This is a genomic window from Brevundimonas vesicularis, assembly GCF_044807075.1.
GTDB classification, from domain to species: domain Bacteria; phylum Pseudomonadota; class Alphaproteobacteria; order Caulobacterales; family Caulobacteraceae; genus Brevundimonas; species Brevundimonas vesicularis_G.
On sequence record NZ_CP085234.1, the window covers coordinates 2,183,981 to 2,210,032 of the forward strand.

31 protein-coding genes and 5 pseudogenes are annotated in these 26,052 nt (G+C 65.3%); 18 read left to right on the forward strand and 18 right to left on the reverse strand.

The window, feature by feature from the left end; translation table 11 throughout:
* The first annotated feature begins 25 nt into the window (after nucleotides 1–25).
* Both dinB and LG306_RS10885 read left to right on the forward strand, forming a co-directional pair.
* On the forward strand, nucleotides 26–1,099 hold the full coding sequence (gene dinB / locus LG306_RS10880; RefSeq protein ID WP_404414362.1) for a DNA polymerase IV: 1,074 nt from the start codon (nucleotides 26–28) through the stop codon (nucleotides 1,097–1,099).
* Nucleotides 1,100–1,128: 29 nt separating this feature from the next.
* The gene (locus LG306_RS10885; protein WP_404414364.1) at nucleotides 1,129–1,656 is read left to right on the forward strand and encodes an alpha-ketoglutarate-dependent dioxygenase AlkB; all 528 of its coding nucleotides are present in this window, start codon (nucleotides 1,129–1,131) and stop codon (nucleotides 1,654–1,656) included.
* Between the two features lie 44 nt (nucleotides 1,657–1,700).
* Here the strand turns inward: LG306_RS10885 and LG306_RS10890 are convergent, their stop codons facing one another.
* The 5 genes from LG306_RS10890 to LG306_RS10910 form a co-directional block, all read right to left on the reverse strand.
* Nucleotides 1,701–2,477: an exodeoxyribonuclease III gene (locus tag LG306_RS10890; protein ID WP_404414366.1), complete on the reverse strand. Its 777-nt coding sequence runs from the start codon at nucleotides 2,475–2,477 to the stop codon at nucleotides 1,701–1,703.
* A gap of 4 nt (nucleotides 2,478–2,481) precedes the next feature.
* Nucleotides 2,482–3,051, reverse strand: coding sequence for an arylesterase (locus tag LG306_RS10895; protein WP_404414368.1), 570 nt, complete (start codon nucleotides 3,049–3,051; stop codon nucleotides 2,482–2,484).
* 224 nt (nucleotides 3,052–3,275) lie between these two features.
* Nucleotides 3,276–4,454, reverse strand: a complete 1,179-nt coding sequence (locus LG306_RS10900) for a zinc-dependent alcohol dehydrogenase (RefSeq protein ID WP_137722467.1) — start codon at nucleotides 4,452–4,454, stop codon at nucleotides 3,276–3,278.
* 17 nt (nucleotides 4,455–4,471) lie between these two features.
* Nucleotides 4,472–5,038, reverse strand: coding sequence for an SRPBCC family protein (locus tag LG306_RS10905; protein ID WP_404414370.1), 567 nt, complete (start codon nucleotides 5,036–5,038; stop codon nucleotides 4,472–4,474).
* 33 nt (nucleotides 5,039–5,071) lie between these two features.
* On the reverse strand, nucleotides 5,072–5,617 hold the full coding sequence (locus LG306_RS10910) for a hemerythrin domain-containing protein (RefSeq protein ID WP_404414372.1): 546 nt from the start codon (nucleotides 5,615–5,617) through the stop codon (nucleotides 5,072–5,074).
* Nucleotides 5,618–5,819: 202 nt separating this feature from the next.
* Here LG306_RS10910 and LG306_RS10915 point away from each other — a divergent pair.
* The 3 genes and pseudogenes from LG306_RS10915 to LG306_RS10925 all read left to right on the forward strand — a co-directional run.
* A pseudogene (locus LG306_RS10915) lies at nucleotides 5,820–6,577 on the forward strand (manganese catalase family protein); the annotation flags it as partial.
* Nucleotides 6,578–6,740: 163 nt separating this feature from the next.
* Nucleotides 6,741–7,454: a Crp/Fnr family transcriptional regulator gene (locus tag LG306_RS10920; RefSeq protein WP_404414374.1), complete on the forward strand. Its 714-nt coding sequence runs from the start codon at nucleotides 6,741–6,743 to the stop codon at nucleotides 7,452–7,454.
* 66 nt (nucleotides 7,455–7,520) lie between these two features.
* Nucleotides 7,521–8,298: pseudogene (locus LG306_RS10925) on the forward strand (IS5 family transposase).
* A 371-nt stretch (nucleotides 8,299–8,669) separates the two neighbouring features.
* On the opposite strand, the gene LG306_RS10930 reads toward LG306_RS10925, so the two are convergent.
* Nucleotides 8,670–8,795 (reverse strand): isochorismatase family protein, encoded by a 126-nt coding sequence (locus LG306_RS10930; protein WP_404414376.1) that lies wholly within the window; start codon nucleotides 8,793–8,795, stop codon nucleotides 8,670–8,672.
* Nucleotides 8,796–8,798: 3 nt separating this feature from the next.
* A complete protein-coding gene (locus LG306_RS10935) occupies nucleotides 8,799–9,029 on the reverse strand; it encodes a Crp/Fnr family transcriptional regulator (RefSeq protein ID WP_404414378.1) in 231 nt (76 codons plus the stop codon).
* A gap of 423 nt (nucleotides 9,030–9,452) precedes the next feature.
* On the opposite strand from LG306_RS10935, the gene LG306_RS10940 reads away from it, so the two are divergent.
* From LG306_RS10940 to LG306_RS10970, 7 genes are read left to right on the forward strand one after another with little or no spacing between them, the layout of a single operon-like run.
* Nucleotides 9,453–10,559: a glycosyltransferase gene (locus tag LG306_RS10940; RefSeq protein WP_404414380.1), complete on the forward strand. Its 1,107-nt coding sequence runs from the start codon at nucleotides 9,453–9,455 to the stop codon at nucleotides 10,557–10,559.
* Nucleotides 10,556–11,509 (forward strand): glycosyltransferase, encoded by a 954-nt coding sequence (locus LG306_RS10945; RefSeq protein WP_404414382.1) that lies wholly within the window; start codon nucleotides 10,556–10,558, stop codon nucleotides 11,507–11,509. The genes LG306_RS10940 and LG306_RS10945 overlap by 4 nt, the downstream gene beginning before the upstream one ends.
* Nucleotides 11,506–12,537, forward strand: coding sequence for a glycosyltransferase (locus LG306_RS10950; RefSeq protein WP_404414384.1), 1,032 nt, complete (start codon nucleotides 11,506–11,508; stop codon nucleotides 12,535–12,537). The genes LG306_RS10945 and LG306_RS10950 overlap by 4 nt, the downstream gene beginning before the upstream one ends.
* A 53-nt stretch (nucleotides 12,538–12,590) precedes the next feature.
* Nucleotides 12,591–13,634 (forward strand): acyl-CoA dehydrogenase, encoded by a 1,044-nt coding sequence (locus LG306_RS10955; protein ID WP_404414386.1) that lies wholly within the window; start codon nucleotides 12,591–12,593, stop codon nucleotides 13,632–13,634.
* Nucleotides 13,628–14,335 carry a PIG-L deacetylase family protein gene (locus tag LG306_RS10960; protein WP_404414388.1) on the forward strand — a complete coding sequence of 236 codons (708 nt, stop codon included), beginning with the start codon at nucleotides 13,628–13,630 and terminating at the stop codon, nucleotides 14,333–14,335. The genes LG306_RS10955 and LG306_RS10960 overlap by 7 nt, the downstream gene beginning before the upstream one ends.
* Nucleotides 14,328–14,909 (forward strand): class I SAM-dependent DNA methyltransferase, encoded by a 582-nt coding sequence (locus LG306_RS10965; protein ID WP_404414390.1) that lies wholly within the window; start codon nucleotides 14,328–14,330, stop codon nucleotides 14,907–14,909. The genes LG306_RS10960 and LG306_RS10965 overlap by 8 nt, the downstream gene beginning before the upstream one ends.
* On the forward strand, nucleotides 14,906–15,760 hold the full coding sequence (locus LG306_RS10970; RefSeq protein ID WP_404414392.1) for a glycosyltransferase family 2 protein: 855 nt from the start codon (nucleotides 14,906–14,908) through the stop codon (nucleotides 15,758–15,760). Before LG306_RS10965 ends, LG306_RS10970 begins: the two co-directional genes overlap by 4 nt.
* A 140-nt stretch (nucleotides 15,761–15,900) precedes the next feature.
* Here LG306_RS10970 and LG306_RS10975 read toward each other — a convergent pair whose 3' ends face one another.
* The 5 genes from LG306_RS10975 to LG306_RS10995 all read right to left on the reverse strand — a co-directional run bounded on the left by LG306_RS10975 (nucleotide 15,901) and on the right by LG306_RS10995 (nucleotide 18,609).
* Nucleotides 15,901–16,104, reverse strand: coding sequence for a helix-hairpin-helix domain-containing protein (locus tag LG306_RS10975; RefSeq protein WP_404414394.1), 204 nt, complete (start codon nucleotides 16,102–16,104; stop codon nucleotides 15,901–15,903).
* Complete coding sequence (locus LG306_RS10980) at nucleotides 16,101–16,310, reverse strand: hypothetical protein (RefSeq protein WP_295172372.1); 210 nt, start codon at nucleotides 16,308–16,310, stop codon at nucleotides 16,101–16,103. Before LG306_RS10980 ends, LG306_RS10975 begins: the two co-directional genes overlap by 4 nt.
* Before the next feature lie 5 nt (nucleotides 16,311–16,315).
* Nucleotides 16,316–16,621 carry a DUF2171 domain-containing protein gene (locus LG306_RS10985; RefSeq protein ID WP_404414397.1) on the reverse strand — a complete coding sequence of 102 codons (306 nt, stop codon included), beginning with the start codon at nucleotides 16,619–16,621 and terminating at the stop codon, nucleotides 16,316–16,318.
* Nucleotides 16,622–16,708: 87 nt separating this feature from the next.
* Entirely contained in the window at nucleotides 16,709–17,467 is a 759-nt protein-coding gene (locus LG306_RS10990; protein ID WP_404414399.1) for an alpha/beta hydrolase family protein, read from the reverse strand.
* A complete protein-coding gene (locus tag LG306_RS10995) occupies nucleotides 17,464–18,609 on the reverse strand; it encodes a DUF3182 family protein (protein WP_404414401.1) in 1,146 nt (381 codons plus the stop codon). The genes LG306_RS10990 and LG306_RS10995 overlap by 4 nt, the downstream gene beginning before the upstream one ends.
* Before the next feature lie 229 nt (nucleotides 18,610–18,838).
* Between LG306_RS10995 and LG306_RS11000 the strand changes: the two genes are divergently transcribed.
* Nucleotides 18,839–19,120, forward strand: coding sequence for a SemiSWEET family sugar transporter (locus LG306_RS11000; RefSeq protein ID WP_404414403.1), 282 nt, complete (start codon nucleotides 18,839–18,841; stop codon nucleotides 19,118–19,120).
* A gap of 197 nt (nucleotides 19,121–19,317) precedes the next feature.
* Here the strand turns inward: LG306_RS11000 and LG306_RS11005 are convergent, their stop codons facing one another.
* Together LG306_RS11005 and LG306_RS11010 are read right to left on the reverse strand one after the other, a co-directional pair.
* Nucleotides 19,318–20,835: a DNA polymerase Y family protein gene (locus LG306_RS11005; RefSeq protein WP_404414405.1), complete on the reverse strand. Its 1,518-nt coding sequence runs from the start codon at nucleotides 20,833–20,835 to the stop codon at nucleotides 19,318–19,320.
* Nucleotides 20,750–21,505, reverse strand: coding sequence for an ImuA family protein (locus LG306_RS11010; RefSeq protein WP_404414407.1), 756 nt, complete (start codon nucleotides 21,503–21,505; stop codon nucleotides 20,750–20,752). Before LG306_RS11010 ends, LG306_RS11005 begins: the two co-directional genes overlap by 86 nt.
* A 139-nt stretch (nucleotides 21,506–21,644) precedes the next feature.
* On the opposite strand from LG306_RS11010, the gene LG306_RS11015 reads away from it, so the two are divergent.
* The 5 genes and pseudogenes from LG306_RS11015 to LG306_RS11035 form a co-directional block, all read left to right on the forward strand.
* On the forward strand, nucleotides 21,645–21,983 hold the full coding sequence (locus tag LG306_RS11015) for a hypothetical protein (RefSeq protein WP_404414409.1): 339 nt from the start codon (nucleotides 21,645–21,647) through the stop codon (nucleotides 21,981–21,983).
* 123 nt (nucleotides 21,984–22,106) lie between these two features.
* On the forward strand, nucleotides 22,107–22,421 hold the full coding sequence (locus LG306_RS11020) for a DUF1810 family protein (protein WP_404414411.1): 315 nt from the start codon (nucleotides 22,107–22,109) through the stop codon (nucleotides 22,419–22,421).
* 92 nt (nucleotides 22,422–22,513) lie between these two features.
* Nucleotides 22,514–22,792, forward strand: a pseudogene (locus tag LG306_RS11025) (transposase); the annotation flags it as partial.
* A gap of 55 nt (nucleotides 22,793–22,847) precedes the next feature.
* Nucleotides 22,848–23,117 (forward strand): annotated as a pseudogene (locus LG306_RS11030) (transposase); the annotation flags it as partial.
* Nucleotides 23,083–23,238, forward strand: a pseudogene (locus LG306_RS11035) (transposase); the annotation flags it as partial. The pseudogenes LG306_RS11030 and LG306_RS11035, both read left to right, overlap by 35 nt.
* A gap of 81 nt (nucleotides 23,239–23,319) precedes the next feature.
* Here LG306_RS11035 and LG306_RS11040 read toward each other — a convergent pair.
* From LG306_RS11040 to LG306_RS11055, 4 genes are all read right to left on the reverse strand, one after another.
* Entirely contained in the window at nucleotides 23,320–23,577 is a 258-nt protein-coding gene (locus LG306_RS11040; RefSeq protein WP_112862667.1) for a hypothetical protein, read from the reverse strand.
* Nucleotides 23,578–23,589: 12 nt separating this feature from the next.
* A complete protein-coding gene (locus LG306_RS11045) occupies nucleotides 23,590–23,988 on the reverse strand; it encodes a DUF3597 domain-containing protein (RefSeq protein WP_404414413.1) in 399 nt (132 codons plus the stop codon).
* 51 nt (nucleotides 23,989–24,039) lie between these two features.
* On the reverse strand, nucleotides 24,040–24,651 hold the full coding sequence (locus LG306_RS11050; protein WP_404414415.1) for an OmpA family protein: 612 nt from the start codon (nucleotides 24,649–24,651) through the stop codon (nucleotides 24,040–24,042).
* 67 nt (nucleotides 24,652–24,718) lie between these two features.
* Nucleotides 24,719–25,945: a mechanosensitive ion channel gene (locus LG306_RS11055; RefSeq protein ID WP_404414416.1), complete on the reverse strand. Its 1,227-nt coding sequence runs from the start codon at nucleotides 25,943–25,945 to the stop codon at nucleotides 24,719–24,721.
* Nucleotides 25,946–26,052: the final 107 nt, after the last annotated feature.

Here is a 26,052-nt window from a genome sequence, read left to right on the forward strand (position 1 = left end):
GTTCTGGTCTTGATATGCACGGCGCATGTCTGGCGTCGCCACCCGCAAGATCGTCCATGTGGACATGGACGCCTTCTTCGCCTCCGTCGAACAGAGGGACGATCCGGCCCTGCGCGGACGGCCGGTGGCGGTGGGGCACGCGGCGGCGCGCGGCGTGGTCGCCGCCGCCAGCTATGAGGCGCGGCGGTTCGGGGTGCGCTCGGCCATGCCCTCCACAACCGCCCTGCGCAAATGCCCGGACCTCGTCTTCGCCCCGCCGCGCTTCGAGGTCTATCGCGCGGTCTCGGCGCAGATCCATGCGATCTTCGCCGACTACACCGACCTGATCGAACCCTTGTCGCTGGACGAGGCTTATCTCGATGTGACTTCAGATCGGCGCGGCCTGGGGACCGCCTCGGCGACGGCGGAGGCGATTCGGCGGCGGATTCTCGAAGAGACCGGCCTGACGGCCTCGGCCGGGATTTCGTACAACAAGTTTCTGGCCAAGCTGGCGTCGGACCAGAACAAGCCGAACGGCCAGTTCGTTGTGGCGCCAGGGCGCGGCGAGGCCTTCGTCGAGGATTTGCCGGTCAGGCGCTTCCATGGCGTCGGCCCGGTGACGGCCGCCAAGATGGAGCGACTGGAAATCCGTACCGGCGCGGATCTGCGCCGTCAGTCCCTGGCCTTTCTCCAGCATCATTTCGGCAAGTCCGGGCCTTGGTACTACGCCATTGCCCGTGGCGAGGACGATCGGCCGGTCAATCCGCACCGGACCCGCAAATCGAGCGGCTCGGAAACCACCTTCGCCTCCGACCTCACCGAGCCCGAGGCGATCGAGGCCGGGGTGGCGGCCATGGCCGACGAGGTCTGGGTCTGGTGCGAGACGGCGGGCAGTCGCGGACGGACCGTCACCGTCAAGGTCAAATGGGCCGACTTCCAGCAGTCGACCCGCAGCCGGTCCCTGTCCGAGCCCGTGGCCTCCCGCGAGGCCTTGCGCGACGTCAGTCGGCTGCTAGTCCGCTCCCTCTATCCGCCGACTCGGGGTGTGCGGCTGGTCGGGGTCAGCCTGTCCAATCTGGAGACGACGGGTGCGGCCGCGAACCAACTGGCCCTGTCGTGATTAGACCCGCGCAGATCGACCTGTTCGGAGTGGCGCCTTCCCTTGAGCCGGTCGTGGCGGGGTTCGACTATTGGGTCGACGTCCTGTCGGCGCCCGAACAGGCCGCGCTGGTCGCTGCGCTCCAGACCCTCGCGTTCAAGCCCTATGAGCATCTGGGCTACCTTGGCCATCGCCGGATCGCGGCCTTTGATCGAGCAGCCGACGGCGCGGGATGGCCGGAGTTCCTCTCGCACTTGCTGGCGCGCTTGGCGGGCCGGCTCGATCTTGACGGCGCGGCCTTTGTCCAGGTTCTGGTCAATGAATATGCGTCGGGCGCCGGCATCGGCTGGCATCGCGACCGCCCCGTCTACGGCGAGATCCTGGGCCTTTCCCTGCTGGCGCCCTGCGTGATGCGGCTGCGCCGTCGCGAGGGCGCAGGCTTTCTGCGTCGAAATGCGCCGCTGGCGTGCGGCTCGGCCTATCGGTTGTCGGGGGAGGCGCGCGCGGACTGGGAGCATTCGATCACGCCGATGACGGCCTTGCGCTATTCCATCACCTTCCGGACCCTGGCCGCCTGACGATCGATGGCGCGGCCGGCTGGCATGGAAGGGTCCGGATCGGCTTAGTCAGCGAGGTCGATCCAGACCGGGGCATGGTCGCTGGCGCCCTCGACGCCGCGGACCGCGCGATCGACCCCGGCGTCGGTCAGGCGTTCGGCTGCAAGTCCGTTGAGCAGCAGGTGGTCGATCCGCAGACCCGCGTCGCGGGACCAGGCCTCCCGGAAATAGGACCAGAAGGTCCAGGGCGGCGGATCGTGCGGGAAGCGCTCGCGCAGGGCGTCGGTCCAGCCTTGGTCGAGCAGGGTCTGGAAGGCGGCTCGGCTCTCGGGTTGGAGCAGGGCGTCGGTTTTCCATGAGCGGGTATTATAGATGTCGGCGTCGGTCGGGACGACATTGTAGTCGCCGCAGAGAATGACCGGCGCCTCGGTCGAATATAGCGACGCCGCGTGAGCGGTGAGCCGTCGGGCCCAGGCGAGCTTGTAGTCGAACTTGGGCCCGGGCCTGGGATTGCCGTTAGGCAGATAGAGGCAGCCGATCAACACGCCATTGACCGCCGCTTCGATATAACGGGCCTGGCGGTCGTCGGCGTCGCCGGGCAACCGGCGTCGGGTGACGACCGGCTCGCCGATGCGGCTCAGGATGGCGACGCCGTTCCAGCGCTGTTCGCCAACCCAGGCCGCCGCGTAGCCGGCCGCCTTGATCTCGGCATTCGGAAATTGGCTGTCGGTCGCCTTCAGCTCCTGAAGGCAGACCACGTCCGGCTGGGCCTGTTCAAGCCAGGCGAGCAGATTGGGCAGGCGACGATTGACGCCATTGATGTTGAAGGTGGCCAGCCGCATCCGGTCACCGTGTCCGCAAGGCCGCCAAGGCGGCGCGCACAGGGGGTGCGAGGGCGTCAGTCATCTTTCCCACGCCGGCGGCGTTGGGATGGATTCGGTCCGGCAGGACATAGGCCGGGTGCAACGCAACACCGTCCATCAGGAACGGCATCAGGGGCACGTTCGCCGTGCGAGCGACCTCGGGATAGACGGCGTCGAACGCCCAGGCGTAGGCGCCGAACCAGAGCGGCGCCCGCATGCCGCACAGCAAAACGGGGATGTTGCGCTGCTGGAGTTTGTCGATGATCGACAGCAGATTATCCCTGACATGAGCGGCAGGGACCAGTTGCATCATGTCGTTGGCGCCCAGGGCGACGACGCAAAGATCCGTTTGGGCCGGTACGTCCCGATCGACCCGTCTCAGGCCGTCCGTTGTCGTGTCGCCGGACACGCCAGCGCCGATGACGCGAACCGGTGGCGTTTCGGTCGCTAGTTGCGCCGCGAGTTGTCGCGGCAAGCTTTCGGCCGGCTTAAGGCCGTAGCCGGCGGTTAGAGAGTCGCCGAGAAGCGTTACGACCTGCTCAGCATTGCCCACAGACGGCGCTCCCGTCAGCGTCTGATGTGGCCGGCGGGCTGAAACCGGATCTGAGGCGTTCGGCGAGCAGCGAGTTATGCGTCATGGCTTACCCAAAGGCTCGCCGAACCTGTCCTGTTCCTGCCAGACATCCTGAAAACAACCACGGGCTCCGACCGTGGTGCGCTCAGGCGTCTGGCTGCCCGTTGTCTCCACGGCATTGGGTCTCAAACGAAGGCCGTTGATCAGCCGTGCGGCTTCAGCACAACCTTCGTCCATTCGTTCGGATTATCATGGAAGTTCTTGTAGGCCTCTGGCGCCTGCTCAAGCGGGAGACGGTGGCTGATCAGATCCGTCGTGTCGATCTTGCCGTCCATGACCAACTCAAGGAGCTGCGGCAGATATTTCTGCACATGGGTCTGGCCGGTCTTGATCGTCAGACCCTTCTGCATGAGGGCGCCGATCGGCAGCTTGTCGCCGATCCCGCCATACACGCCGGGAATCGAAACGCGGCCGCCCTTGCGACACGCCATAATCGTCTCGCGCAGGACATGTTGGCGATCCGTGCCCAGCTTGGTTTCCTGCTTCACCGCATCGATGATGTTGTCCGGAGAGAATCCATGCGCCTCCATACCGACCGCGTCGATGCAGGCGTCCGGCCCGATGCCGGCGGTCATCTCCATCAGGGCTTCTCGAACCTTGACCTCATGATAGTTGAGGACTTCCGCGCCGTTCGCCTTGGCGAGCTCCAGTCGGCGTGGATGATGGTCGATGGCGATGATGCGGCCGGCGCCCATCAATCTGGCGCTCTTGATCGCGAACAGGCCGACGGGGCCACAGCCCCAGATCGCCACCGTGTCGCCGGGCTCGATCTCCGCGTTCTCAGCCGCCATCCAACCTGTGGGGAAGATGTCGGACAGGAACAGGACCCGCTCATCCTCGATCCCGTCCGGCACCACGATCGGGCCGACGTCGGAATAGGGGACGCGGACATATTCCGCCTGGCCGCCCGCATAGCCGCCGGTCAGGTGTGAATAGCCGAACAGCCCGGCGGCCGGGTAACCGTAGGCGATCTCGGATGCGTCGGACTTGTCGGCGGGATTGGAGTTGTCACAGGCCGAGAACTGCTGCTTGCCGCAATGGAAACACGAGCCGCAGGCGATCACGAAGGGGACGACGACCTTCTGGCCAACCTGAAGGCTCGTGTTGCCCCGGCCGATCTCGACGACCTCGCCCATGAACTCATGGCCGAGGATGTCGCCATTGGACATGCCGGGGATCACGCTGTCGTAGAGGTGCAGGTCTGATCCGCAGATGGCGGTCGCCGTAATCTTGATGATCGCATCGCGGGGATTGACGATCTGAGGATCGGGGACCGTGTCCACCTGAACATTGTGTTTGCCGTGCCAAGTCAGGGCGCGCATGGGAATTCCTTCCTGGATCAGAAATGACGGTCGGCGCGCGGCGCCGCGTCGGGAGCCTTAGACGTCGAGATTTCGCCCGTCTCCATCAGCTGTTTGAAACGTCGCAGCTCGCGCCGGGCCTGGACCCGGGGCTCGCGCTGCATCACCTTGGCGACCAGTTTACCGACGGCGCCCGCCGGCGGGTCGTAGCTGATCAGGACACGGACCTCGGTGCCTCGGCCGAAGGCGTTGTCGCGAAACTCGATCCAGCCCTCGTGATCGACGTCGCTGTCTTCGGTGGAGCGCCAAGCGATGTATTCACCGGGACGATCTTCGGTGATCTCGCTGACGAGTTCGATTTCCGCACCGGCGGGGCCTGCGACGGTCCAGCTGGACCGAACGTCATCGAGAAGATCGACAGACTTCAAGTTCTCCATGAAGCGAGGCAGGTTTCTGAAATCGCGCCAGTAGTCATACAGCGCCTGACGCGGCCGATTGATCATGACGGCGCGGATGCTGGTGGCGTCGTAGGCGCCCTCTACATCATCCTTGTCGTTGAAGGCCGGCGATTGCACATCGGCGTCGGTTGAGAGGGGGGCGGACATCGTCGATGCTTCCTTGATGTTGGACGGTCGGGATCAGGCGGCTCGAGACTGGGCCGCGCCAGCGTAGCGTTCGAACTCTTCGGCGTAACGCGAGGCCAGACGGACCTGGTGGTCGCCTTTCGCCTTCAGCGTCAGGAACCAATCGCTTTCTTCCTCGAACATATGGGTGAGAACGGAGCCTTCGATGTGGGCCCATTTTTCCAGCCAGGCGGGCTTCGAGGGCGCAATGTTTTCAAGCTCAGCCATCTGAGCCTTCGTGGTCGTCTGCTCGAGATAGGCGTGGGCCGCGTGCATCTTTTCGCCAGCCTGGCCGAGGGCGGGATAGAGGACCAGCTCCTCGGCCAGCGCATGGCCGTTCAGCACGACGGCGAGCGCATCGCGAGCCGTGCTTTTTTCGACGGTGGTCTTGGCCGTTCGGCCGCTGGCGAAGGCGGCGCGGATAGCGTCGTGATGATCGAGCACCAGCGAAAGCCAGTCTCCTTCCTGGGAGGCGGCGCGGGCATTTTCCGTCGCCGCCTTGCGCGTCTCGTCGTCAGGCTGTGGGGTGACGGCTGCGAGCGCCTTGTCGATGAGGGACATCAAACCTCCTGTGAAAGAAGGTTCAAGAGCCGCTCGGAGTTGTCCGTTCCTAGTGTCCAATAACGGGCACAACCGACGTCCGTGCTCGGCAGTAAAACGATTCAAGGTCCGAAAACCGACCTTCGAAAGAGCACTCGGAATGGCCCGGTTAGCGCGACTTCAACCCAAGGAGCCAGCCATGTTCATGCACAACAAGCGCCTGATGTATACGGTCAGGCAATCCGAACCGAACCCGAGTCTCGCCACCCTGATGCTTGAGCGATTCGGAAGGCCGCAGGGCGCGGTCGCCGCCGCCATGCGCTACTTCACACAGGCTTTGGCGGATGAAGATCCGGGCCGCAAAGACTTGCTGCTAGACATCACCTCGGAAGAGTTGAGCCACCTCGAGGTCATCGGCTCGATCGTGTCCATGCTGAACCGGGGCGTGAAAGGCCAAATGGCTGAAGCCGCGATGCAAGAGGCGGATGTGTACGCCTCGCTGAACAGCGGCGGTGAAAGCCACACGACGTCCATTCTCTATGGCGGCGCGCCTGCCCTCATCAACTCCGCCGGTGTCCCGTGGACCGCCGCCTACATCGACTCGATCGGCGATCCCGCCTGCGATCTACGCTCAAACATCGCCGCCGATTCGGGGGCCAAAATCGACTATGAACGCCTGACGATCCCGGCGTGAAGGACGCCTTGAACTTCCTGATGACGCGCGAAGTGGCGCATCAGAAGTCCTTCGAGAAGGCCCTCTACGCCATGGAGCCGAACTTCCCGGCGGGCAAATTGGTCGGGCTGCCCGCCTTCGCTGACAAATACTACAACATGTCCCAAGGAGAGGGCGATGTCCGCGGACCTTGGAATGAGGGGGAGCAATGGGAATTCATCGACGACCGTGAACAGCAGGGCGCTGTGGACGGCGGCGACGGCTCCACCAGCGTTTCACTGGGCGAACTGCACACCGCCGCGGTCCAGGCCTTCGCGGCCCGAACAGTCTTTGACCCCGACAACAATCCTGTGACCGGCGCTGATCTAGGGGCAGGACCTGGCGCAGGGACAACGACCGAGCTGATCGAAGACGGGGTGTCAGTTAACTCATGTAAGTGCGCAACGCGCGGAAAGTGTGGCAGAATGGGTCATGCTCGATCCAGCGACACCGTCCGGCGAGACCTCGCCATGTCTAGAGCTGCGCGAGGAAATCCTTTCGTTGTGGCGGGCGTTCGATACGCTTTCCTTCGACAGTCGCAGTCGCGCGCTGCGCCTTGGAGAGATCACTGCCGTTACGTCGGGCGCACCCTATTGTCCGGAAGGCGAGATCGCTGTCGTTCTCGAAGGCTGTCTTCTTCTCGATGACGGGAAGCGGGGGACCCATTGCGGCGTCGCTGCAGCGGGCGATCTGATCGACATCGCAGGGGGAAGCCCGGGGCTTTGGCTGTCGAACGGCTTGGTCTACCGGGCGCCCGTGGCGGCCTTCTGCCGGGAAGCGGGTGACGAAGGCGTTCGATTTCTTCTTGCTGGCGGCGTCAAGCGACTGAAGTTGATGGAGGCGCGTTTGAATTGCGCCATGTCGCATGGGTCAATCTCTCGCGTCGCCAGCTTTCTTCTGGATATTCATCGCGCTACCAGTGGCTTCGAGATCGCTCTGTCACAATCGAATATTGGAGCTTTGCTGAGCCTGCGCCGATCCAGCATCAATCAGGCGTGTCAGAGCCTTCGCGCCGCCGGCGCCCTACGCACCGTGAGGGGACGAATCCTTTTGAAGGATGAGGCCGTTCTCGCGAGCATGGCCTGCTGTCACTATCGCCCGCGGTCTCCAACGTTCGCAGAAGCGATCGCGGCCGAGGCGGCCTAGGCTCCGTACTCAATCAGCTTGCATTGGACTGCGAAGGCTGATTCCAAGATTCCGGAGGTGCTCCGGATGGCGAAGTCGAAGTCCGTTTACTGGTTGTCGGATGTGGAGTGGGCGGCGATCGAGCCGCATCTGCCGAGAGGCCGTAGCGGCGCGCGGCGTGTAGATGATCGCCGGGTGATCAGCGGGATCGTCCACATGCTGCGGTCGGGCGCCCGATGGCGGGACTGTCCGACCGAGTACGGGCCGTACACGACGGTATACAACCGCTTCAATCGCTGGAGCCGACAGGGCGTTTGGAGCGAGATCTTCTACGCCCTGACCGGCAAGAGCGACGTGTTCACTGGCGCGATAGACGCCACCTACGTGAAAGCCCACCGCTCGGCGGCGGGCGCAAAACGGGGGCCTTCGACAACGCCATCGGAGCCTCCGGTGGCGGTCGGACGACGAAGATTCACGCCCTGACCGACGACCTGGGCCGGCCCCGAGCCTGGTTCTGACGGCTGGGAACACCCATGACCTCGTCGGAGCTGCGGCGTTGCTCAGGATTGTGCCGACGCCTCGCAAGCTCCTGGCCGACCGCGCCTACGACGCCCGCAAGTTGTGCGACTGGCTCGCCGAACGAGGCTGCGCACCCGTCATCCCGCCCAACCCGACGCGCAAACATCCCCACATCTACGACCCCGTTGCCTATCGGCACCGCAACGCCGTCGAACGGATGTTCTGCCGCATCAAGGACTTCCGGCGCATCGCAACCCGATACGACAAACGGGCCGACAACTTCCTGTCCGCCGTGCTTATCGCCGCCGCCGTCACTTGGTGGATGCCGATTGAGTCCGGAACCTAGATCAGCCCGTCACCGGTCTCGGACCGGTGCGCCGAATACATAGATGCCAGCATGGATGAGCTTTGTGATCAAGTCTAACGAGAGGAACGACGGGGCTGAATCGACGTCGGCGATCCACCGACCATCGCACCACAGGGCGACAGCCTGACCCAGCGCTTTTGCGCGCTGAGACGCCTGGTCATGGCGTAAGCCATGTCGTTTGAGATCACGGTCTCAGGCTCTCCGCCATCACGGTAGCGGATCTGATAGCGTAAAACGGGAGGATGGACGGTCATGCAACCCAAGCCTCCAGCACCTCTCTGCATTCGGCAATTTCGATCTGCAGACTGAAGCGGTCGCTGTAGAGCGCCAGAAGGTGACCGTGAGGCTGATCAGCCGAACTGCAAGGCCCCGTCGCTGACCACCACTATGCGATAGCCCAGATCGATGGCTCCGAGCACGGTCGAGAGAACGCAGACGTTAGTCCCCCCGTCGAAGGGGACGCGCTCGGTCAGCACCGTCTAGTCGTGGATCGACACCTGACCATTCCGCCATCGTACCAAGCCCGTATCAAGAAGGGCCTTGAGCGAGCGGTTCACATGGACCCTCGACATGCCCAGCATGTCCGCCAGCTCCGATTGGGTCAGAGGGCATCGGAAGGCGTGGTCTTCGGCCAGGGCGACGGCTTCCAGACGGAGGTAGAGTTCACAGATCAACTGAGCGAGCGGTGTTACCGCGTCCTTGCGCCCCAATGCCACAGCCACCGTCGGTGGATGGCCGCGCCAATCAGCGTTTCAAGGCAAAGCGCTCGCGTAAGACGACGAGCGCATTCCGTCACACGCTTCAGGTCGGTGTGCTGGACGACCGCGACGGTGACGTCAGACAAAGCCACAAGGCTGTGATCCATCATCTTCAGAAGAAAGTCATGCAGGTCGTCGGGGTCGCCGGGCAGGTTATCGCTCCAAGGCTGACCGCTCCGCAGCGCTCGCGCGATTGCATCGGATCATTCCGAACAAATCCGCTTGGTTCTGCTGGCTCCAAAGGCCAAACGTCTCCCATCTGCTTGAGATCATTATCGCACACAGGAACGAATAGCCGCGGCGTAGCTTTTACCTTCAGGCTTTACGCCATGGACCGATCCTAGGGGGATCGGGTTGTCTATCACGGCGGTACGGATGCGCATCGGCGTCATTGCACATCTCAAATATCCGATCGCAGAGCCTTTCGCCGGCGGGTTGGAGATGCACACCCATCTGCTCTGTCGCCAGCTACGGCTGAACGGCCATGACGTCACCCTCTTCGCAGCCACCCGGTCGGACCCGGCGCTTGGCCTCGAGGCGATCTGCGATCAGACGGAGATGGCCAAGGTCGGGATCGCCGAAGCGGGCGACGTCGCCTTCTTTCGGGAGCACCACGCCTATCTGTCCTTGATGGGCCGTCTTCGCCGCAGCCAATTCGACCTGATCCACAACAACAGCCTGCACTATCTGCCGGTCTCGATGGCGGAGACCTTGCCGATGCCGATGGTCACCACGCTCCACACGCCGCCATTTTGCTGGTTGGAAAGCGGTATCCGCGAAGCGAGCGCGCCCTTCGCGCGGTTTGTCGGCGTTTCCGAGGCGATGCGGGAACAATGGAGCACAGTGCGGCCGATCGATCAGGTCATTCTGAACGGGATCGACCTGGAGCGCTTTCCGTGGCGTGCGCGTCACGACGACCCTGGGCATTTGATCTGGTATGGGCGGATCGTGCCCGAGAAGGGTCTGCATCTGGCGCTGGACGCGGCGGCATTGGCGGGTGTCGCCCTGCGGTTCGCAGGCCCGATCCTGGATCAAGCCTATTTCGATGTCGAGATCGCTCCGAGGTTGACGCGCGAAACCACCTATCTCGGCCACCTCGATCACGAAAGGCTTTCGCAGGAGATCGGACAGGCGGCCGCCTTCGTCTGCACGCCGCGCTGGGACGAACCCTATGGGTTGGTGGTGGCCGAAGCGCTGGCGTGCGGAACGCCCGTCGCCGCCTTCGCGCGGGGCGCCATTCCCGAGATTCTGACATCCGAGTGCGGCGCCCTGGCGCGCCCGGACGATGTGCAGGATCTGGCGCGCGCAATCGTCCGGGCGGTCGGCCTGTCTCGGTCGGCCTGCCGCGCGCGCGCCGAGGCGGCCTGCGATGTGCGCCGGATGATCACGGCCTATGAAGGGCTCTATGGCGAGATGATCCAGGCGGCCGCGGCAGGGCAGATGCAGGCCAATGACGCGCTGGAAGATCGGCTGATCGCATGACGGGCGAACCTGCCTTCTGCGTTTGCGTGCCCGTGCGGAATGAGGAACGGCGTCTTCCCGTGCTTCTGGCCGCCCTGGCCGCGCAGGATCTTCCGGGCCGGATTTCGGTCGCGCTCTGCATCAATAACTCCACGGACGGTTCACTCCCTCAGGCGCAGGCAGCGGCCGATCGGTGGAAGGATCGACTGGACATCGTCGTCGATCTGCAGACCTTCCCTGAGCATCGCGCCCATGCCGGCGCGGCGCGGCGCGCGGCCATGTCCGTCGGTCTCAAGCATCTCGGAGATCGATCCAATGGCGTTCTGATCTCGACGGACGCCGACACGCGACCGCCGCCGAACTGGCTTGCCGCCAATCTCGCATGCATCGCGTCAGGAGCGGATCTGGTGGGCGGGCGGCTGGTGCTGGATGAAGCGGAACCGATCTCTGCGGATGTCGCGGCTCTGCGTCGACTATGGGACGCCTACTGGCGTGAAGTTCGCGCGATCGAGGACGAGATCGACCCTTCGCCGCATGATCCGGCGCCTCGGCATGGCGATCACACCGGGGCCAGCCTCGCCATCACGGCGGCGGCCTATCAGTCAGCCGGCGGCGTGCCGGAACAGCCGACGGGCGAGGATCGGGCGCTTGTGATCGCCGCTCAAGCGCAGGGGGCCAGGCTTGTGCATCCCTTGGCGGTGTGGACCCGAGTGTCGGCACGCACGGCGGGCCGCGCCGCCGGGGGGATGGCGGAGGCTATGACCCGCTTGTTCGATCAGGCGCGGAACGGCGGTCCGATCATGGCGCCGGACTTTTCGCATTGGCGGCAGCGGGCGAGGTGGCGCCGGGATCAGCGTCACGACGCGGCGAGCGCCAGGCGGCTGCCGGCATTGGAAGCCCAGCTGCCCGCCATGCCGCTCGATATGGATTTACGAGGTTGGGCCGACGGCCTTGAGAGAGCCGCAGCGTGAGGGCTCCGATCGGATATTACGTCCATCACCAGGGCGACGGCCACCGCCAGCGCGCACTGGAAATCGCCGCCGCTGCGCCCGGACGATTTGTCCTGCTTGGAACGGGACTGAAGGGGCGAACAGGAGACATCACCTGCGTGGATTTGGACGATGACAGACCCCATAAGGGAGACCGCTTCTCCGGCCAGGATGAAGCGCCTGTCCGGCCTCAGGCGCTGCATTACGCCCCCTATCATCACGCGGGCGTCCGCGCGCGAACCGCCCGGTTCGCTCAGTGGATCAGCGACGCCAAGCCGGCTCTGGTTGTTATCGATGTGTCGGTCGAAATGGCGATGCTGGCCCGGCTGTGTGCGACGCCTGTGGTCTATGTCCGCCTCGCGGGGGATCGATCGGACCCGGCGCATCTAGACGCCTTCCGCGGCGCAGAAGCCTTGCTTGCGCCCTTCCATGAGCAGCTGGATGGGATGGGGGCCAGCGAGGTGCGGGACAAGACGCACTACTTCGCCCCCCAACGCTATTCGGGACCGAAGCGTGGATCAGGCGTCCTGGTCGTTCATGGGCGAGGTGGCGATCCGCTGGATGGCGCCAAGCTGGCGGCGGCTGCGGAGGCGACGCCCGAGAAGATGTGGACCGGCGTTGGGCCGATCGAGCCTCCGCCGGTCATACCGCCGAACCTGAAGCTGGCGGGCTGGATCGACGCCATCGGCGACGAGATCGACAAGGCGGAGGTCATCGTCGGAGGCGCGGGAGACGGCCTGCTGAATGCGGTGATTTCGGCCGATAAACCCTTTGTCTGTCTTCCCGAGCCTCGCGCCTATAATGAGCAGGTCGCGAAGGCCGAGCGGTTGGCGACACTTGGCGCTTCGATCGTCCTGGCGCAGTGGCCGCAGGCGCAGCAATGGCCGGGCATCCTTCAGTCAGCACTCGCACTGTCGCCCGCTGATCGGCAGCAGATCAGCGGGCAGGGACTCGGCGCCGCCGGACCCTGGCTTGTCGACCTCGCATCAGAGCTCGAGGCACGCCGATGACAGCCCTGGAAACAACGCCGACCGCGTCATCGCCTCTAGACCTTGAGGTTAGATTGGCGGCGCTCGGTGCGCGCTACGACGCTGCGCCGAGATATCCCGCCGACAGTCTGACGCTGCTCGCCTCGGAGGGTTGGGGTCGGCGGTTCGCTCCGGTTCAAAGCGGCGGAACGGCCTATGACGATCCAGTCCAAAAGGCCTTGGCCTTGATGGGCGCTTTACGAAGCGTGGGGCGGTCGGATCTCAGCGTCGGCCGATTGTTCGAAGGACACGTCAACGCCTTGGCGCTGTTCGACTGGTACGCGGACCCGGCCCAGAAGGCTTGGCTCGGCAAGATCCTTGCGCAGGGGGGCTGGTTCGGCGTCTGGGCGACGGAGCCGCCGCCCGGCGTTCGTCTGGTCGGCGACCGGCTGCAGGGCGACAAGATGTTCGCGACCGGCGCAGGCGGCCTGGAATATGCGATCATTACCGCAAAGCCGGAACAGGGCGAACGCCAGCTGATCGTCGTGCCGGCGAACGACCCGAAGAGGGCTGATCTGAGCGGGTGGCGCGTCCGCGGCATGCGCGCGACGACCAGCGGGCGCTATGAGGTGACCGAGTTGACGGTCGATGCCGATCAGCGGCTCGGACGTCCCGGAGACTATGATCGCGAACCGCGTTTCACGGCCGGGGCCTGGCGGTTCACGGCGGTGCAGTTGGGCGGCGTCGAAGGCCTGGTCATGGCGATGCGCGACGCGCTGTCCGACGCCGCCCGCGCCGATCCCATCCAGCGCGCGCGCTTCGCCGACGCGGTCGTTGCGACGCGGACGGCCTGGCTCTGGGTCCGCGAAGCCGCGATCCGCGCGGCGTCCGAAGCGCCGGACGCCGGGGATTTCGCCCGCGCCACGCGCGGCGTCGTCGAACGCAGCGCCCTGGATGTCATGGAGTTGGCGGCGCGGTCGGTCGGGACACGCAGCGCCTTCGACGGCGAGCGCATCGACAAGATCACCCGTGATCTCAGCCTCTATCTTCGGCAGGCCGGACCCGACTATGCGAAGGACCAAGCGGCCAAGACCTGGCTGGATCGCGATCTCTGGGGCGAGGGCGACGCCCTATGGTGAGCGAGAAAACCGGCCGGCTGGCGACCCTGGCGCTGGAGCGTTCGCCCTGGCGATCCGCGCGGTGGCTGGTCATCGCCCCGCATGCCGACGACGAGACGCTGGGCGCCGGCGCCTTGATCCATCAGGCGGCCGAGGCTGGGCGGTTGGCGGGCGTCGTGATCCTCACCGACGGTGCGGGTTCGCACGATCATTCGGATGCGGCCTCCCGTGCGAGGCTTATCCGGACCCGACGCCTGGAGGCAGGGCGCGCCGTTCGACGGTTGGCGGGGGATGCGGCGGCGCCGCCCGTGTTTCTGGATTGGCCCGACGCCCAGCCCGCTTCTGCCGGCAGCATGATGTTCGAAGCGAGCGCGCGTCGTCTCGCGGCTTTGTGCCGCGAGCGGCGCGTCGATGCGATCGCCGTGACGGGTCCTGACGATCCCCATTGCGATCACCAGGCGGCGGCCCAGCTGGCGCGCCGCGCGGCCCGAATAGCCTGCCGGCCGGTCGCCGTGTTCGATTATGTCGTGTGGGGGGCGGCTCCGCCCGGGTCGAAACTGCGGATCACGACGCGACCTCTAAGGGCCGGCCTCAGATCGTACGCCTTATCGAGCCATCAAAGTCAGTTGACGCCGATGTTCGGCCAAGGGTTCCGGCTTGAGAAGGAGAGGGGGCTGCGCGCCGCCTCGGACACCCTTTATCGGTGCGACGCCTATGGCTGAACGCTCGCTTCCCGCCGCCTATTTCGAAGGCATCTTCGCCGGGGACGCCGATCCATGGAGTCTGGCCTCCAGTCCCTATGAGGCGGCCAAGTTCGATCGCACCATCGCCGCTCTGTCGGTACGGCGAGCGGCTTTTGCGCTCGAGGTCGGTTGTGCGGGCGGCGTCCTGACCGAGCGGCTGAGCGCCGTCTGCGATCATCTGTTGGCGATCGACGTCAGCCCGACCGCCCTGGAGCGAGCGCGCCAGCGTCTGTCGGGGCGGCCGAACGTCCGGTTCGAGGCCGAGGCCTTCCCCCGGGACTGTCCGGCTCTGGACGGGCTGGATCTCGTCGTCCTGTCCGAAGTGGCTTATTACTGGAGCCACGCCGATCTGGACCTTGCGACGCAACGCATCGCCGATGGCCTGGTCGAGGGCGGACGCGTCCTTCTGGTGCACTGGACGGGCGAGACCGACTATCCCCAGACCGCCGACGACGCCGTGGAACGCCTCTGGCTTGGATTGTCGGCTGTCATGAAAGTGGATCTCGCCGAGCGGCATCCGAACTATCGGCTGGATTTGTGGAGCCGCCGATGACCACCCTGTCCGCGCTCACGCTGGTTCGCAACCGGCAGGCCCATCTGGACCGATTGGTCGAGGGGTTGTCCCTCAGCGCCACGCCGCCCGACGAACTGGTCGTCATAGACATGAGCGATGCACCGGTGACGCTGCCGCCACTGAGCTTTCCCGTTCGCATCGAACGTCTGGCGGGCGACGCCTTGCCTCTGGCCGCCGCCCGAAACCTGGCGGCCGCCTTGGCCTCAGGCGATAACCTGCTGTTTCTCGACGTGGACTGCATCGTGTCGTCGTCAGTTTGCGGCCGTATGCAGGCCCTGCTCGCCGAGCATGACGCCGTCGTCTGTCCAGAGGTGCTCTATCTACCCGCCGGAGCTGTCCCGCCGGGCCCCCTGTCGGAAACCGATCTGAGAGCGGCCGGCCGGCCCCATCCCGTGCGCCCCTTTCCGCAGGAAGGCGAAAGCCTGGAGCGCAATCCCGGCCTGTTCTGGTCCCTGGCTTTCGCGCTCCGTCGCTCTACCTTCCATAGCATCGGCGGGTTCGACGAGACCTATGTCGGCTACGGCGCCGAAGACACGGACCTGGGGTTTCGCATCGCGCGAGAGGGCTTGCCGCTCCTCTTCGCCGGCGGCGCGCCAGTCTTCCACCAACATCATGACGGCTATGATCCGCCCCTGCAGCATTTTCGCGCCCTGATCGCCAACGCCAAGCGCTTCCACGCCGCCTGGTCGGTCTGGCCGATGGACGGTTGGCTAAGGGCGATGGCGGATATCGGACTGGTCCACTGGTCGTCCGACGGATTGACCATCCGCCGCGATCCCACGCTGGCCGAAATCGCCGCTGCGCGAAAAGCCCCTGCAGATCCCTTTTAGGACTACCGTCTTTTAAAGCGCAGGCTCGCCGTACTTATGAAACTCAAAGAGCCGACGCATGTAAGTGCCCGACTCCTCTAGAGGGGAAGCGATCTTGATCGAGCGGTGCCCACGCAGTGGAGCCGTTATTGCGAAGGTGGCTAAGTCGTTGAATTCGTGGCTTTGACAGAAACGTGCGCTTCAACGCCATTAGTCTTGCCGCTTAGACCCGGTACCTCATCGAGTTGGCGAAGGCTGGTGAACCGACCTCTTTCCTCCCGATAGCGAACGATCTCGAACCCATGGCCGCGCAACATCTCAATCCCGTCTAACGCGTCGGCGCTGGCGGTGTTCAGGTCGATCATCTCTCGTTTTCCGTAGCTGTGCCCGCCGGCCGGTGTCCGAGGGCGAAGTCGATGGCTTCGATATCGACCTTCAACTTCACCAGATCACGGACGCGCTCGTGGTCGCCGGACGTCGCGGCGGCCACGGCGGTCGACCACACTTCGGTTGTCAGCTGCTCGCGGATGGCCAGAAGCTGGGCGGCCACGGCATCGTTGTCTCGGGTCATCGACACTATTTCAGGTCGGCGATCGCCTCGCCGGCCTCTTCTTCCTCGAGCAGAGCGGCGTTGTCGGCGTTTGCCGACAGGCGCACCCGATTGCCTTCAACCTCGGCGACCAGACCGCCCGAGAGGTAGTGGTGGTGATCACTATGCGATCCGCTGTCGGCCTTGGTGAGCTTGATGCGATCGCCTTCAACCTTATCGACGGTGCCGAGATGGACGCCGTCGGCGCCGATCACTTCCATATGTTCTTTGATGTTCGAGAGGTCGGTCATGGTGGGTCTCCGTTTGCCTACGCCATCAACGAGGCGCGACACGCGGCGTTCCAGAGACGAAAGCGTCGTAGTGGGTAATGCGGCTGCGATAAGGGCGTCTGCGCTGGGCGTTGGGCGCTGGCGACAGGCTCACCGGTAAGACCGGCGGCTCGCCCGCACCATTTCCTCCACCCAGTTGATCAACAGGGTGGCGTAAAGGCGCTGGTGGGCGGGATCGCGCATCGCATGGGTCGCCTCGGCGATGATCCTGTGGCTGAACGAGTTCGCGTCCTTGAAGGCGGTCTGATAGGAGGCGATGACTTCTGGCGGAATGCGATCGTCCTTGCCCGACTGCACGATGAGGACGTCGCCCTCGAACGCGGCGCAGGCCGAGAGCGCCTTGTCTTCCTGCGGCGTTCGCAGTTGTCGTCGATAGGCGCGCACCGCGTCTTTATCGAGCTTGGCCTTGGGCACGTCCCAGTGGGCGTCCGGATAAAGCGCCGGGACACGTAGCGCCAACCAGCGCACGTCTCGTATGCTCGTCAGCAGAGCCGACAAATAGCCTCCGTAGCTCGTGCCGATCACGCCGATCGCACCGGGATCGATCAGCGGCTGGGACGCCAAATAGTCATAGGCTGCGGTGACGTCGTCCAGGCCGTTCTGCCGGGTGACCTCGTCTCGGCTCGCATCGCTTTCGGCATGGCCTCGAAGGTCGAAGGTGAAACAGATGCAGCCCAGTCGTGCGAGATCCTCGGCCAGGCCCAGATCCTCTTCCTGATCGCCGCCCCAGCCGTGAACAAACAGAAAGCCCGGCACAGGGGCTTCGGGCGTCAGAAGCGTGCCGGTCAGCTTCTGTCCGTCGACAGACAGTCGGACCCGCCCTTCCTCGACGTCGTCAGGTTCAATCACGCTGTCCTCGTCACATATTTCGTCATCGGCCCGACCTTGGGGTCCTCACCCCGGAAATAGACGACATCCTCCGGTCCGACATCGGCGAGGCCGTACACCTCGACCGTGGCGGTTTCGACGGAAGTCAGCGCCGGCGACGCCGCGAAGGCCTCGAGGGCGGTGATTTCCGCGCCCGTCGCGCCGCCGACCCGCCACGACTGCTCCAGAACGCCCACTCGCCTTTGCCCTCGCGCATCTTTGCCGGCGAGGACATCGTAGTTCCGGCGGGTCAGAACCAAGTCCGGATAGGCGCGCTGGGCGGCGTCGTCGAACACGGCGGCGCAACGCACCGCTTCCACCGCCTCGGGGGTCAGGCCGAGGTGGGTCAGTCGATCGAGATCGCCCCTGACGCACCTCAGTCGTGAACCGCCGTATACCTCGCGTCCCCTGTGGTCCGTCGTTTCCCGTTGATCGCCAACGTAGCTGATGCGCAGTCCGCCGACCGACAGGGCTCCAACGCTGTAGGTTTCGACGCCGAGCAGGTTTTCTTCAAGGACGACGCCGAAGGCGGCGATCTGCGCCTCGTCTTGATCGGCGATGACGGCGACGAGCGCCTCAGGCGTCTCGACGACCGTCTGGCCCAGCCCTGCCTTGGCCAGTACATCCTTGACGCGGACGGGCCCGGTCTTGAGGAGGCGTCGACCGGCTTCGATCGCGTCGGCGACGGTGAAGGCGGTGTAGCCTTCTAGAGCCGCATCCCCCAGACGTTCGGCCATGGTGTTGGACCAGCCGGCCGGGCAGGTCGCGGACCGATCGATCAGGCCGTGGGTGATCGCCTTGGTGGCGATGAAGCGGTGGGGGACGCGGCCGCCTAATAGATTGCCCGCGGTGAAGACCGTGCGCGAGGTCATGTCTTCACCGATCAGGGTGTCGCGAGGCACCAGCAAGACGTCGGGTCCGACGTCCTCCGCATCTTCGACGACATCAACGACCGGGAGGCGCAGAAGGCGCGCCAGGCGGGAGACAAGCATCTCTCTGGACGCCTGATCGTGCAGATTGCCCGGATTGTGTCCATCTGGATCGAAAAGCGCGATGCCGGCGAGGGCGGCCGCATTGGTGAACGAGGGCATCGGGGCGACGCCCAATGGATCGACGATGGTCATGACGGTCAGTGCTCCCTGCAAAGGGTCAACCCCAAGAGCGATCAACGGTTCAGCCGGCTCGCCCATTCTTTTCACAGGACCCGGAAGGGTCATCGTTGGGAGGCCAGGCTGATGCCACGACAGGGCGGAAATCAGCTTTCCTGACGCCTGGTGCGGGCACCGACGTGATCATCTAGAGGTGCGTTTTCGCACACAGGAACGGTGGCCCAGCGGGCGCCGTTGCCCATCCATGAGCGACTTGACAGCCAATATCGTGGGTACAGCGGCGGCGGTCTGCTCGATCACGAGCTTTGCGCCCCAAGCCCTCAAGATCTGGAAAGAGCGCGACGCGTCTTCGGTCAGCCTCAAGACCTATTCGCTCACCGTCACCTGTTTCATCCTCTGGGTGGTCTATGGCGTCATGACGCGAGCCTGGCCGGTGACTGTGTCGAACAGTTTTGCCCTGGGCATGGCGGCCTGCGTCCTGATCATGAAGTGGCGGTTTCGCGATGGCGATCCTGACGAGCATTAGGTTGCATCTACCGGCTACCGCGTATCCTTCGCCTTGCCCGTGCCTGTCAGACGTGGCCCGGTACAACCGGTATTGCTGGGGAGAGCCATGCAGACATGCTAGTTGTCCGATCAACAAGCGGCAGCCAAGGCCGACGGTTAGCAATTCCGAGACAGCGCGGACCACTCGAGATTGACATTGACCCCGGTCGAAAGGCGTCAGCCGAAGAGCCCGTGGAGCCACCAGCTGAGATCGCCGGTCTGAGGCTGTTCGCCATCGCCGCGTCGAAAGACCCAGAAGCGCGCGCCAGCTTCGTCCTCCAGCTGGAAATAGTCGCGCACCGCATCGCGTTCGCCGTCGCGTCGCCACCATTCGCCGAAGATCCGCTCAGGACCGTCAGCGCGCCTGACACGGTGGCGGACGCCGCGCCAACTGAAGGCGACCGGCGGCTGGTCGGGCAGGAGCGCGACGACCTCTATGGCTTCGGGCTTAGCGAGCAGGCGGGAGGGGCGCGGCCAACGGCGGGTCCAGGTCTCCGATACCGGCGGAGCAGTCGGCGACAGTTTGCGGATTGAGCGTTCGGGCACGTCGCTCTGCGCCGGGGCCAGTCGGTATAGGTTCCGAGGGCCGAGGCGATTGGCGAGCAGATCGACAAGATCGCCGATGTCCGGCGTCGCCAGGCCGCCTAGATCGCCTACGCTGGGCGACCAGTCCAGCGGCAGGACGACCGGTGCGGCAAGAACCATGGCCTCCACACCGAGGCCAGGATCGACGGTTTCGATCTTGTCGCAGAGCAGGCGTGTGAGCCGCGCGACATCGCGGACGGGGCGCGCCAGACCGACGCGAATGGCCTCGGTCCGGTTGTCGATCCGTTCAAACCGCAGGTCGAGTCGCGACGCGCCAAGCCCTTGAGCTTCGAGCGCCTCGCTCAGGGCTTCGACCAGTTTCAGCGTGTAGCGGGCCAGGGTCTCGGGCGCGCCGATCGGCTCGGCGAAGACCCGCCGGACCTGGATCAGTTCCGGAGCGTCGATCGGGGTGATTGGCTCCTGTGCGCGACCGTGGGCCTGATCCAGTCGACGGATCAGTTCCGGCCCGAAGCGCAGGGCCAGAGGCGCGCGGGGCTTGGCCTCCAGTTCGCCTATGGCGTCGATCCCCAGACGTCCCAAGCCATCGACCATGTCGGCGGGCAGGCGCAAGGCGCGCAAGGGCAGGCGACGGATGGCAGGCCCCCCGTGCGCGACGACGATGGTCGGTTCGGCGAGGTTGCGGGCCAAGGCATGGGCGGCGCCCCACGTGTCGGCGAGGGCGGCGTGGGCGCCCAGGCCGACAGCGGCGGTCTGGGCGATCAGATCCTCGAGCAGGCCCTCATCGCCGCCATAGCGGTGACCGGCCCCGGTGACGTCGAGCACCAGGCCGTCCGGCGGGTCGGCGGCCGCGATCGGCGCATAGCGGCGCAGCGCCCAGAGGGCGAGTTGGTCCAGGGCGGCCGCGTCGCCTGCCGGATCGAAGGGATGGACGACAAGATCGGCGACCAGGGCCCGGGCCTGGGTCGCGGCCATGCCGGGATGCAGGCGATGGGCGCGGGCGGCGGGGTCGGCGGCCAACACCACGCGTTTGCGGCCTTGGCGCCCCACCAGGACCATCGGCGTATCACGCGACGGCGCGTCGGGTCCAAGCCGGCGTCGCAGCCGATCGGTCGGCCAGGTGGGGAGGTAGAGCGAGACGACCCGTCTCATCGCAGGCTTCCAGTTCGAAATCCGCGCAGGCTCCGGCGCGGCAGCGGATCAGTTCGACAAACCAGCGCGGGCGGCCGACGCCGGGCACGGGCAGGGGGGCGGAGGGCAGGGCGGTGACCCGCCAGCGGGTGGCGGCGGCGGTCGGCTGGCCGAAGTCCGCCGCTTCGGCCTGACGACGCCATCGTCGGACCGCCAGTCCGAGCGAGCCCGTGTCCTCGGCGACCAGCTGCAGCCGCCTCGACGCCGTCATGGACAGACGGGCGACTTCGCCCACGACCGCGCCGAAGCCGCCGTGACGCAGGCCGTCCTCGAAGGCGGCCAGCAATCCGGCCTCGTCACCGGCCTCTACATAGATGACCCGGTTGGAGGACAGCCCCGCCTGCTCCAGCGCCGGCGCGAACAGATCCGGGCGGGTCACGCACCAGAGGACCGGCCCTTGGGTGCGCGCCGCGACGCCGGCCGCAAACAGAGCCGCGACGGCGCCGTCAATGGCCCCGTCGCCGCCGCCAGCCACTTCATGCAGCGCACCGAGCGCCAGGCCGCCGGCGGGCAGCCGGCGATCGAGCGCGGCCAGGCCGAACGGCAGCACTCCGCCGGGCGGACGTCGACCCGCCTCGATGCGCGCGATCTCCGTGCGGAGCGCCTGAAAGGATGAAGATGCGGCGGACATGATCTCCTGAAACCGATCGCGGTCTGAATGTTCCGCATTTGTTCTTATTCGAGCGTGCGAGAGTCAAGGCGGATCGCTACGGCGTTGTGGATGGCCCTGTGGGCGGCGCCCATCCGGCCCGCTGTGCGTTAGCTCGACGATGACTCGGTCTCCCCGATACCCCACGACTCCAGATGGCCGCTATTTCGTGGTGCGAGGCCGGCTGTGGCGGTGCTCCAATCCTGCTCTGTCGGCGGAGGCGAGGGACGATCTGGTGCATGATCTGATGTCGGCGCGCCGGGCGGTGCGGACGGCCCTGGCGGCTGGGGATACGGACGTTTTGGCCGCAGCGCGGCGCAGCGTCGACAAGGCCAAGGTTGGATTGGGGGAGCGGGGCCCGGTGTGGTGGACCGACGGCTCGCCGGATCTCAATCGGCACATGGCGCGAAACACCCCCTATGCAGACTGGTTCGCCAGTCTGGGCGAGACGGGCAAGTGACGACAGCTCTCGACCGTTTTGTCCTAGCTCAAGACCCCGTGTTCGAAACGGCGATGGCCGAGCTCGCGACGGGTCGCAAGACAAGCCACTGGATATGGTTCGTCTTCCCCCAAGGCCCGGTCGTTGGGACGGTCTTCGACGGCTGCCTTCTATGGCATCGGATCGTTCGCGGAGGCGCAAGCCTATCTGCTGCATCCCGTTCTAGGGGCGCGTCTCATCCGCGCTGCCCAGAGCGCGACCACGGCGCCGGCGACCTCATCGCATCAGCTGTTCGGATCGCCCGACGATCTCAAATTCCGATCATCGATGACGCTATTCGCCGCCGTGGCGCCCGATCCGAGTGTGTTCGACGCGGCGCTCGCACGCTGGGGCCTTTCGCCTGATCCGTTGACCGCAGACCTTGTGTCGATCGCCAGAACGGGACCGGATCGTCTTTAGGCTCAGGACCCATTGATGTGAGGCGAACGATCTGATTCAGGCTCCTGAGGAGTCTGGATATGAGCGATCTGTATTGGCTGACGGACGAGCAGATGGCTCGGCTGGAGCCCTTCTTCCCCAAGAGCCACGGCAAGCCGCGGGTGGATGACCGCCGGGTGCTGAGCGGGATCATCTTCGTCAACCGCAACGGCCTGCGCTGGCGAGATGCGCCGGCGGCCTACGGGCCGCACAAGACCCTCTACAACCGCTGGAAGCGATGGAGTGAGGCTGGCGTCTTCATCCGGATGATGGAGGGCCTGTCCGGGGCTCAGACCGAACGCCGCACGGTCATGATCGACGCGACCTATCTGAAGGCGCACCGCACGGCTTCGAGCCTGCGGGTAAAAAAGGGGTCTCGGGCGACTGATCGGACGCACGAAAGGCGGCATGAACACCAAGCTTCACGCCGTGACCGATGCGAACGGAAGGCCCATCAGCCTCTTCATGACAGCGGGTCAGGTCAGCGACTACATCGGCGCTGCCGCTCTCCTGGACAGCCTGCCCCGCGCCCAGTGGCTTCTGGGAGACCGAGGCTACGACGCCGACTGGTTCCGGGACGCCTTGCAGGCCAAGGGGATCACGCCGTGCATCCCAGGCCGCAAAACCCGCACCGAACCCATCCGCTTCGACAAGCGACGCTACAAAGCGGCGAAACCGGATCGAAATCATGTTTGGACGCCTGAAAGACTGGCGCCGGGTCGCCACCCGATACGATCGCTGTCCGACCGTCTTCCTGTCCGCCATAGCCCTCGCCGCTACCGTGCTGTTCTGGCTATGAGTCCTGAGCCTAGGGTCAGGCCGTTGTCTCGCAAGAAGCGCTTCATACTGACACCCTCTGTACCGCGCCCAGTCCGAGGCGCTATTGTCGCTCCGATCTCGACACGCCCAATAGGCGGACCATCCTCGCCATCATCAAATCCGTCAACATCTCAGCCGCGCGGGCGGTGATTGGCGAGCCCGCCTGACCGAAATAGCGGATCGATGCATCAAGGCGATCATCGCTCACGCCGTCGATGGCCGCCTTGATATCCGTCCATTTGGATTGCCCAGGCGAAGGCTCTTCCACATCCAGGTGGCGAGCGAGCAGGAGAATCGCAGCAGTGTCTTGAGCCGACATCGACCTGTTCGATTAGTCTCGCAGACTGGCCGGAACCTGGCCGCCATTCTCCGCAAGCTTTCGCCAGACCGCTTTGGACAGGGCGATGTTCTGTTCCGCCGAGCCATGAGCGCCAGCGTGCACGCCCAACTCCTCGGCGAGGTCCTTGCGGGCGTCGAGGCTGGAATCCAGGTCGAGTAGCTTGAGCAGATCGACGATCGATGTCCGCCAGTTTCCACCGCCGCCCTTCATTTCGGCCATTTGGGAGAGGATCTGGTCCACATCGACCGGTTGAGGCGTGAAGGGAGTGGTGGGCGCCGCAGGAACGGGCTGTGCCGAGACTGGGGTGCTCGTGGGTGCTTGGGCCTGGGGCGTCGTCGGACGCGCCTTATGGCCGGTGATCTTTTCCCAAATTCTTCCGAAAAAGCTCATGACGTCTCCTCTGAAGGTGGATGGCCCGGGCGCTAGCCCCGGCCTGTGCGGTTAGCGGCGGACGACGACCAGTTCCGTGCGGCGGTTTTCAGCCAGTCCTCCGGCGGTGGCGTTGCTGTCGACGGGGTTGGTTTCCCCGCCTGAAAGCGCCTCGATACGGCGGGCATCCACGCCGGCTGCCGTCAGGGCGGAACGGACGATGTCGGCCCGGGCCTGGGCGAGGGTTCGGTTCGCGGCGTCGGAGCCGCGCGCGTCCGCATAGCCGTACAGGCGGATCTTGGCATTCGGGTAGCGGCTCAGAACAGCGGCGACGGCCGCGATCTCGGGACGATCTTGGGGCCGAATGGCGCTGCTGCCGGTGTCGAAGTTGACGCGCTCGAACGCGAAAGTGCGCGGGGCGGCGTCCGAGCCAGCGAGGTAGGCGTCCAGCCCCGAAACCCCAACGGAAGCATTTGTGGCGGGCATGACCGGCGTCTCGGTCGTCGGAGCTACGGCGGCGTCGTCAGTCGCTGCGGGATCCATGGCGGCGCGGTCGTCGCCACAGCGGGTCAGCATGAGTAGCAGCAGCAGGAGCACGACGGCTCCGGTGATCCAGGGGAGGTATTTGCGCCAGGCCGGGGCCACTGGGGTCAGGCGAGGGTCGCGATCGCGGTTATCGGTCATGTCGAACTCGTCGTTAAATGGGGAAAAGAATGCGGCCGGCGATCTCGTCGATCGTCGGCCGCGGGTCTCACTGGGGCGGGGTCTTCGTGACCTTGTCGGCCCACGTCTGGGCCACCTTGCTGGCGGCGTCGCGCCCGCCGAGCCCGAAGGCTAGCGCTGCCGCCACCGCAGCCGCCCCCAGGATCAGGCCGAAGGCGAGAAGGACGATATCGTCGGCGATGCCCATGAAGCGAAGGCCCATGGCCGTCGCCAATGCGATCGTGGCCCAACGCACCAGGGTGGAGGCGAAGCCATCGGCGCCGCCCGTACCCTTGTTGATCAGGTTGGCGAAGACACCGCCGATCAGCACGCCGACGGTGATAATGATCCCGCCGACGATGACGTGTCCGGCCAGGGCCAGGATTTCCTGCAGCGTCACGGCGATCGTGCCGAACTGCAGAAGCTTGGCGGCCTCGACCGCCGTGAAGGCGACGATCGCCGCCATTGCGATCTTGCCCACGATGCTGGACGGCGTCATCGGCTTGGGCACATCACTACCCAGAGCCCTTGCGGTAGCCGGTGTCACGTCACCGGCATAGGGAGCCGCGGTCGGCTTCGGCGCGGCCGGCGCCTGAGTCGTGGCGGTCAGAGCCGTCAGGCTCGAGATGCTGCGATCGAACCCAGTCGCCGGCAGGATGCGTTCGATCAGCTGGGCGACCCAGCGACCGATGAACCAACCCACCGCCAAAACGATGGCAGCGGCGAGAACATTCGGGATCGCAGCCAAGACAGTCGACAGCACGGCAACCGCCGGAACCGTCAAAGACTCGATGCCCAGCTGCTCCAGCGCCGCGATCGTGATTGGGATCAGAATCAAGACGAACACCAAGGTGCCGATCGCGGTGCTGACGCCAGTCGAGCCCGTCGCCTTGGTTAGGCCGGCCTTCTCAAGCCAGCGATCCGCGTTGGCGGCCTGCAGTGCAGCCTCGACGACTCGCTTGGCCAAAGTCGCGACTACAAACCCAATGAAGAAGATCAGGACCGCGCCGAGGACGCTCGGAACGAAGGACGCGACCTGCGTGAGCAGTGAGTTCAGGGGCGTGACGACCTGGCCCAGGTTCAGGACGCCGAGGGCGGCGACGACACCGAACAAGAGGATTAGCCAAAAGGCGACATCTCCCAGGCTGGCGCCGATCGAGTGCTTCGGGTTGTCACTGGTGCTCGCCTTGGCAGCGCCAGGAATACGATTGATCCCCTTCGCCAGGGCCCATTTCACGGCCTTGCCGATAAACCAAGCCGCGATGAGGATCAGCACAGCGCCGATCACCTTGGGCGCCCACTCATAGAGCAGCGCGTCCCATCCGATGAACTCGTAGTTTGTCGTTTGCATACATCCCTCAGGTCTGACGCTGATCGCGCGGG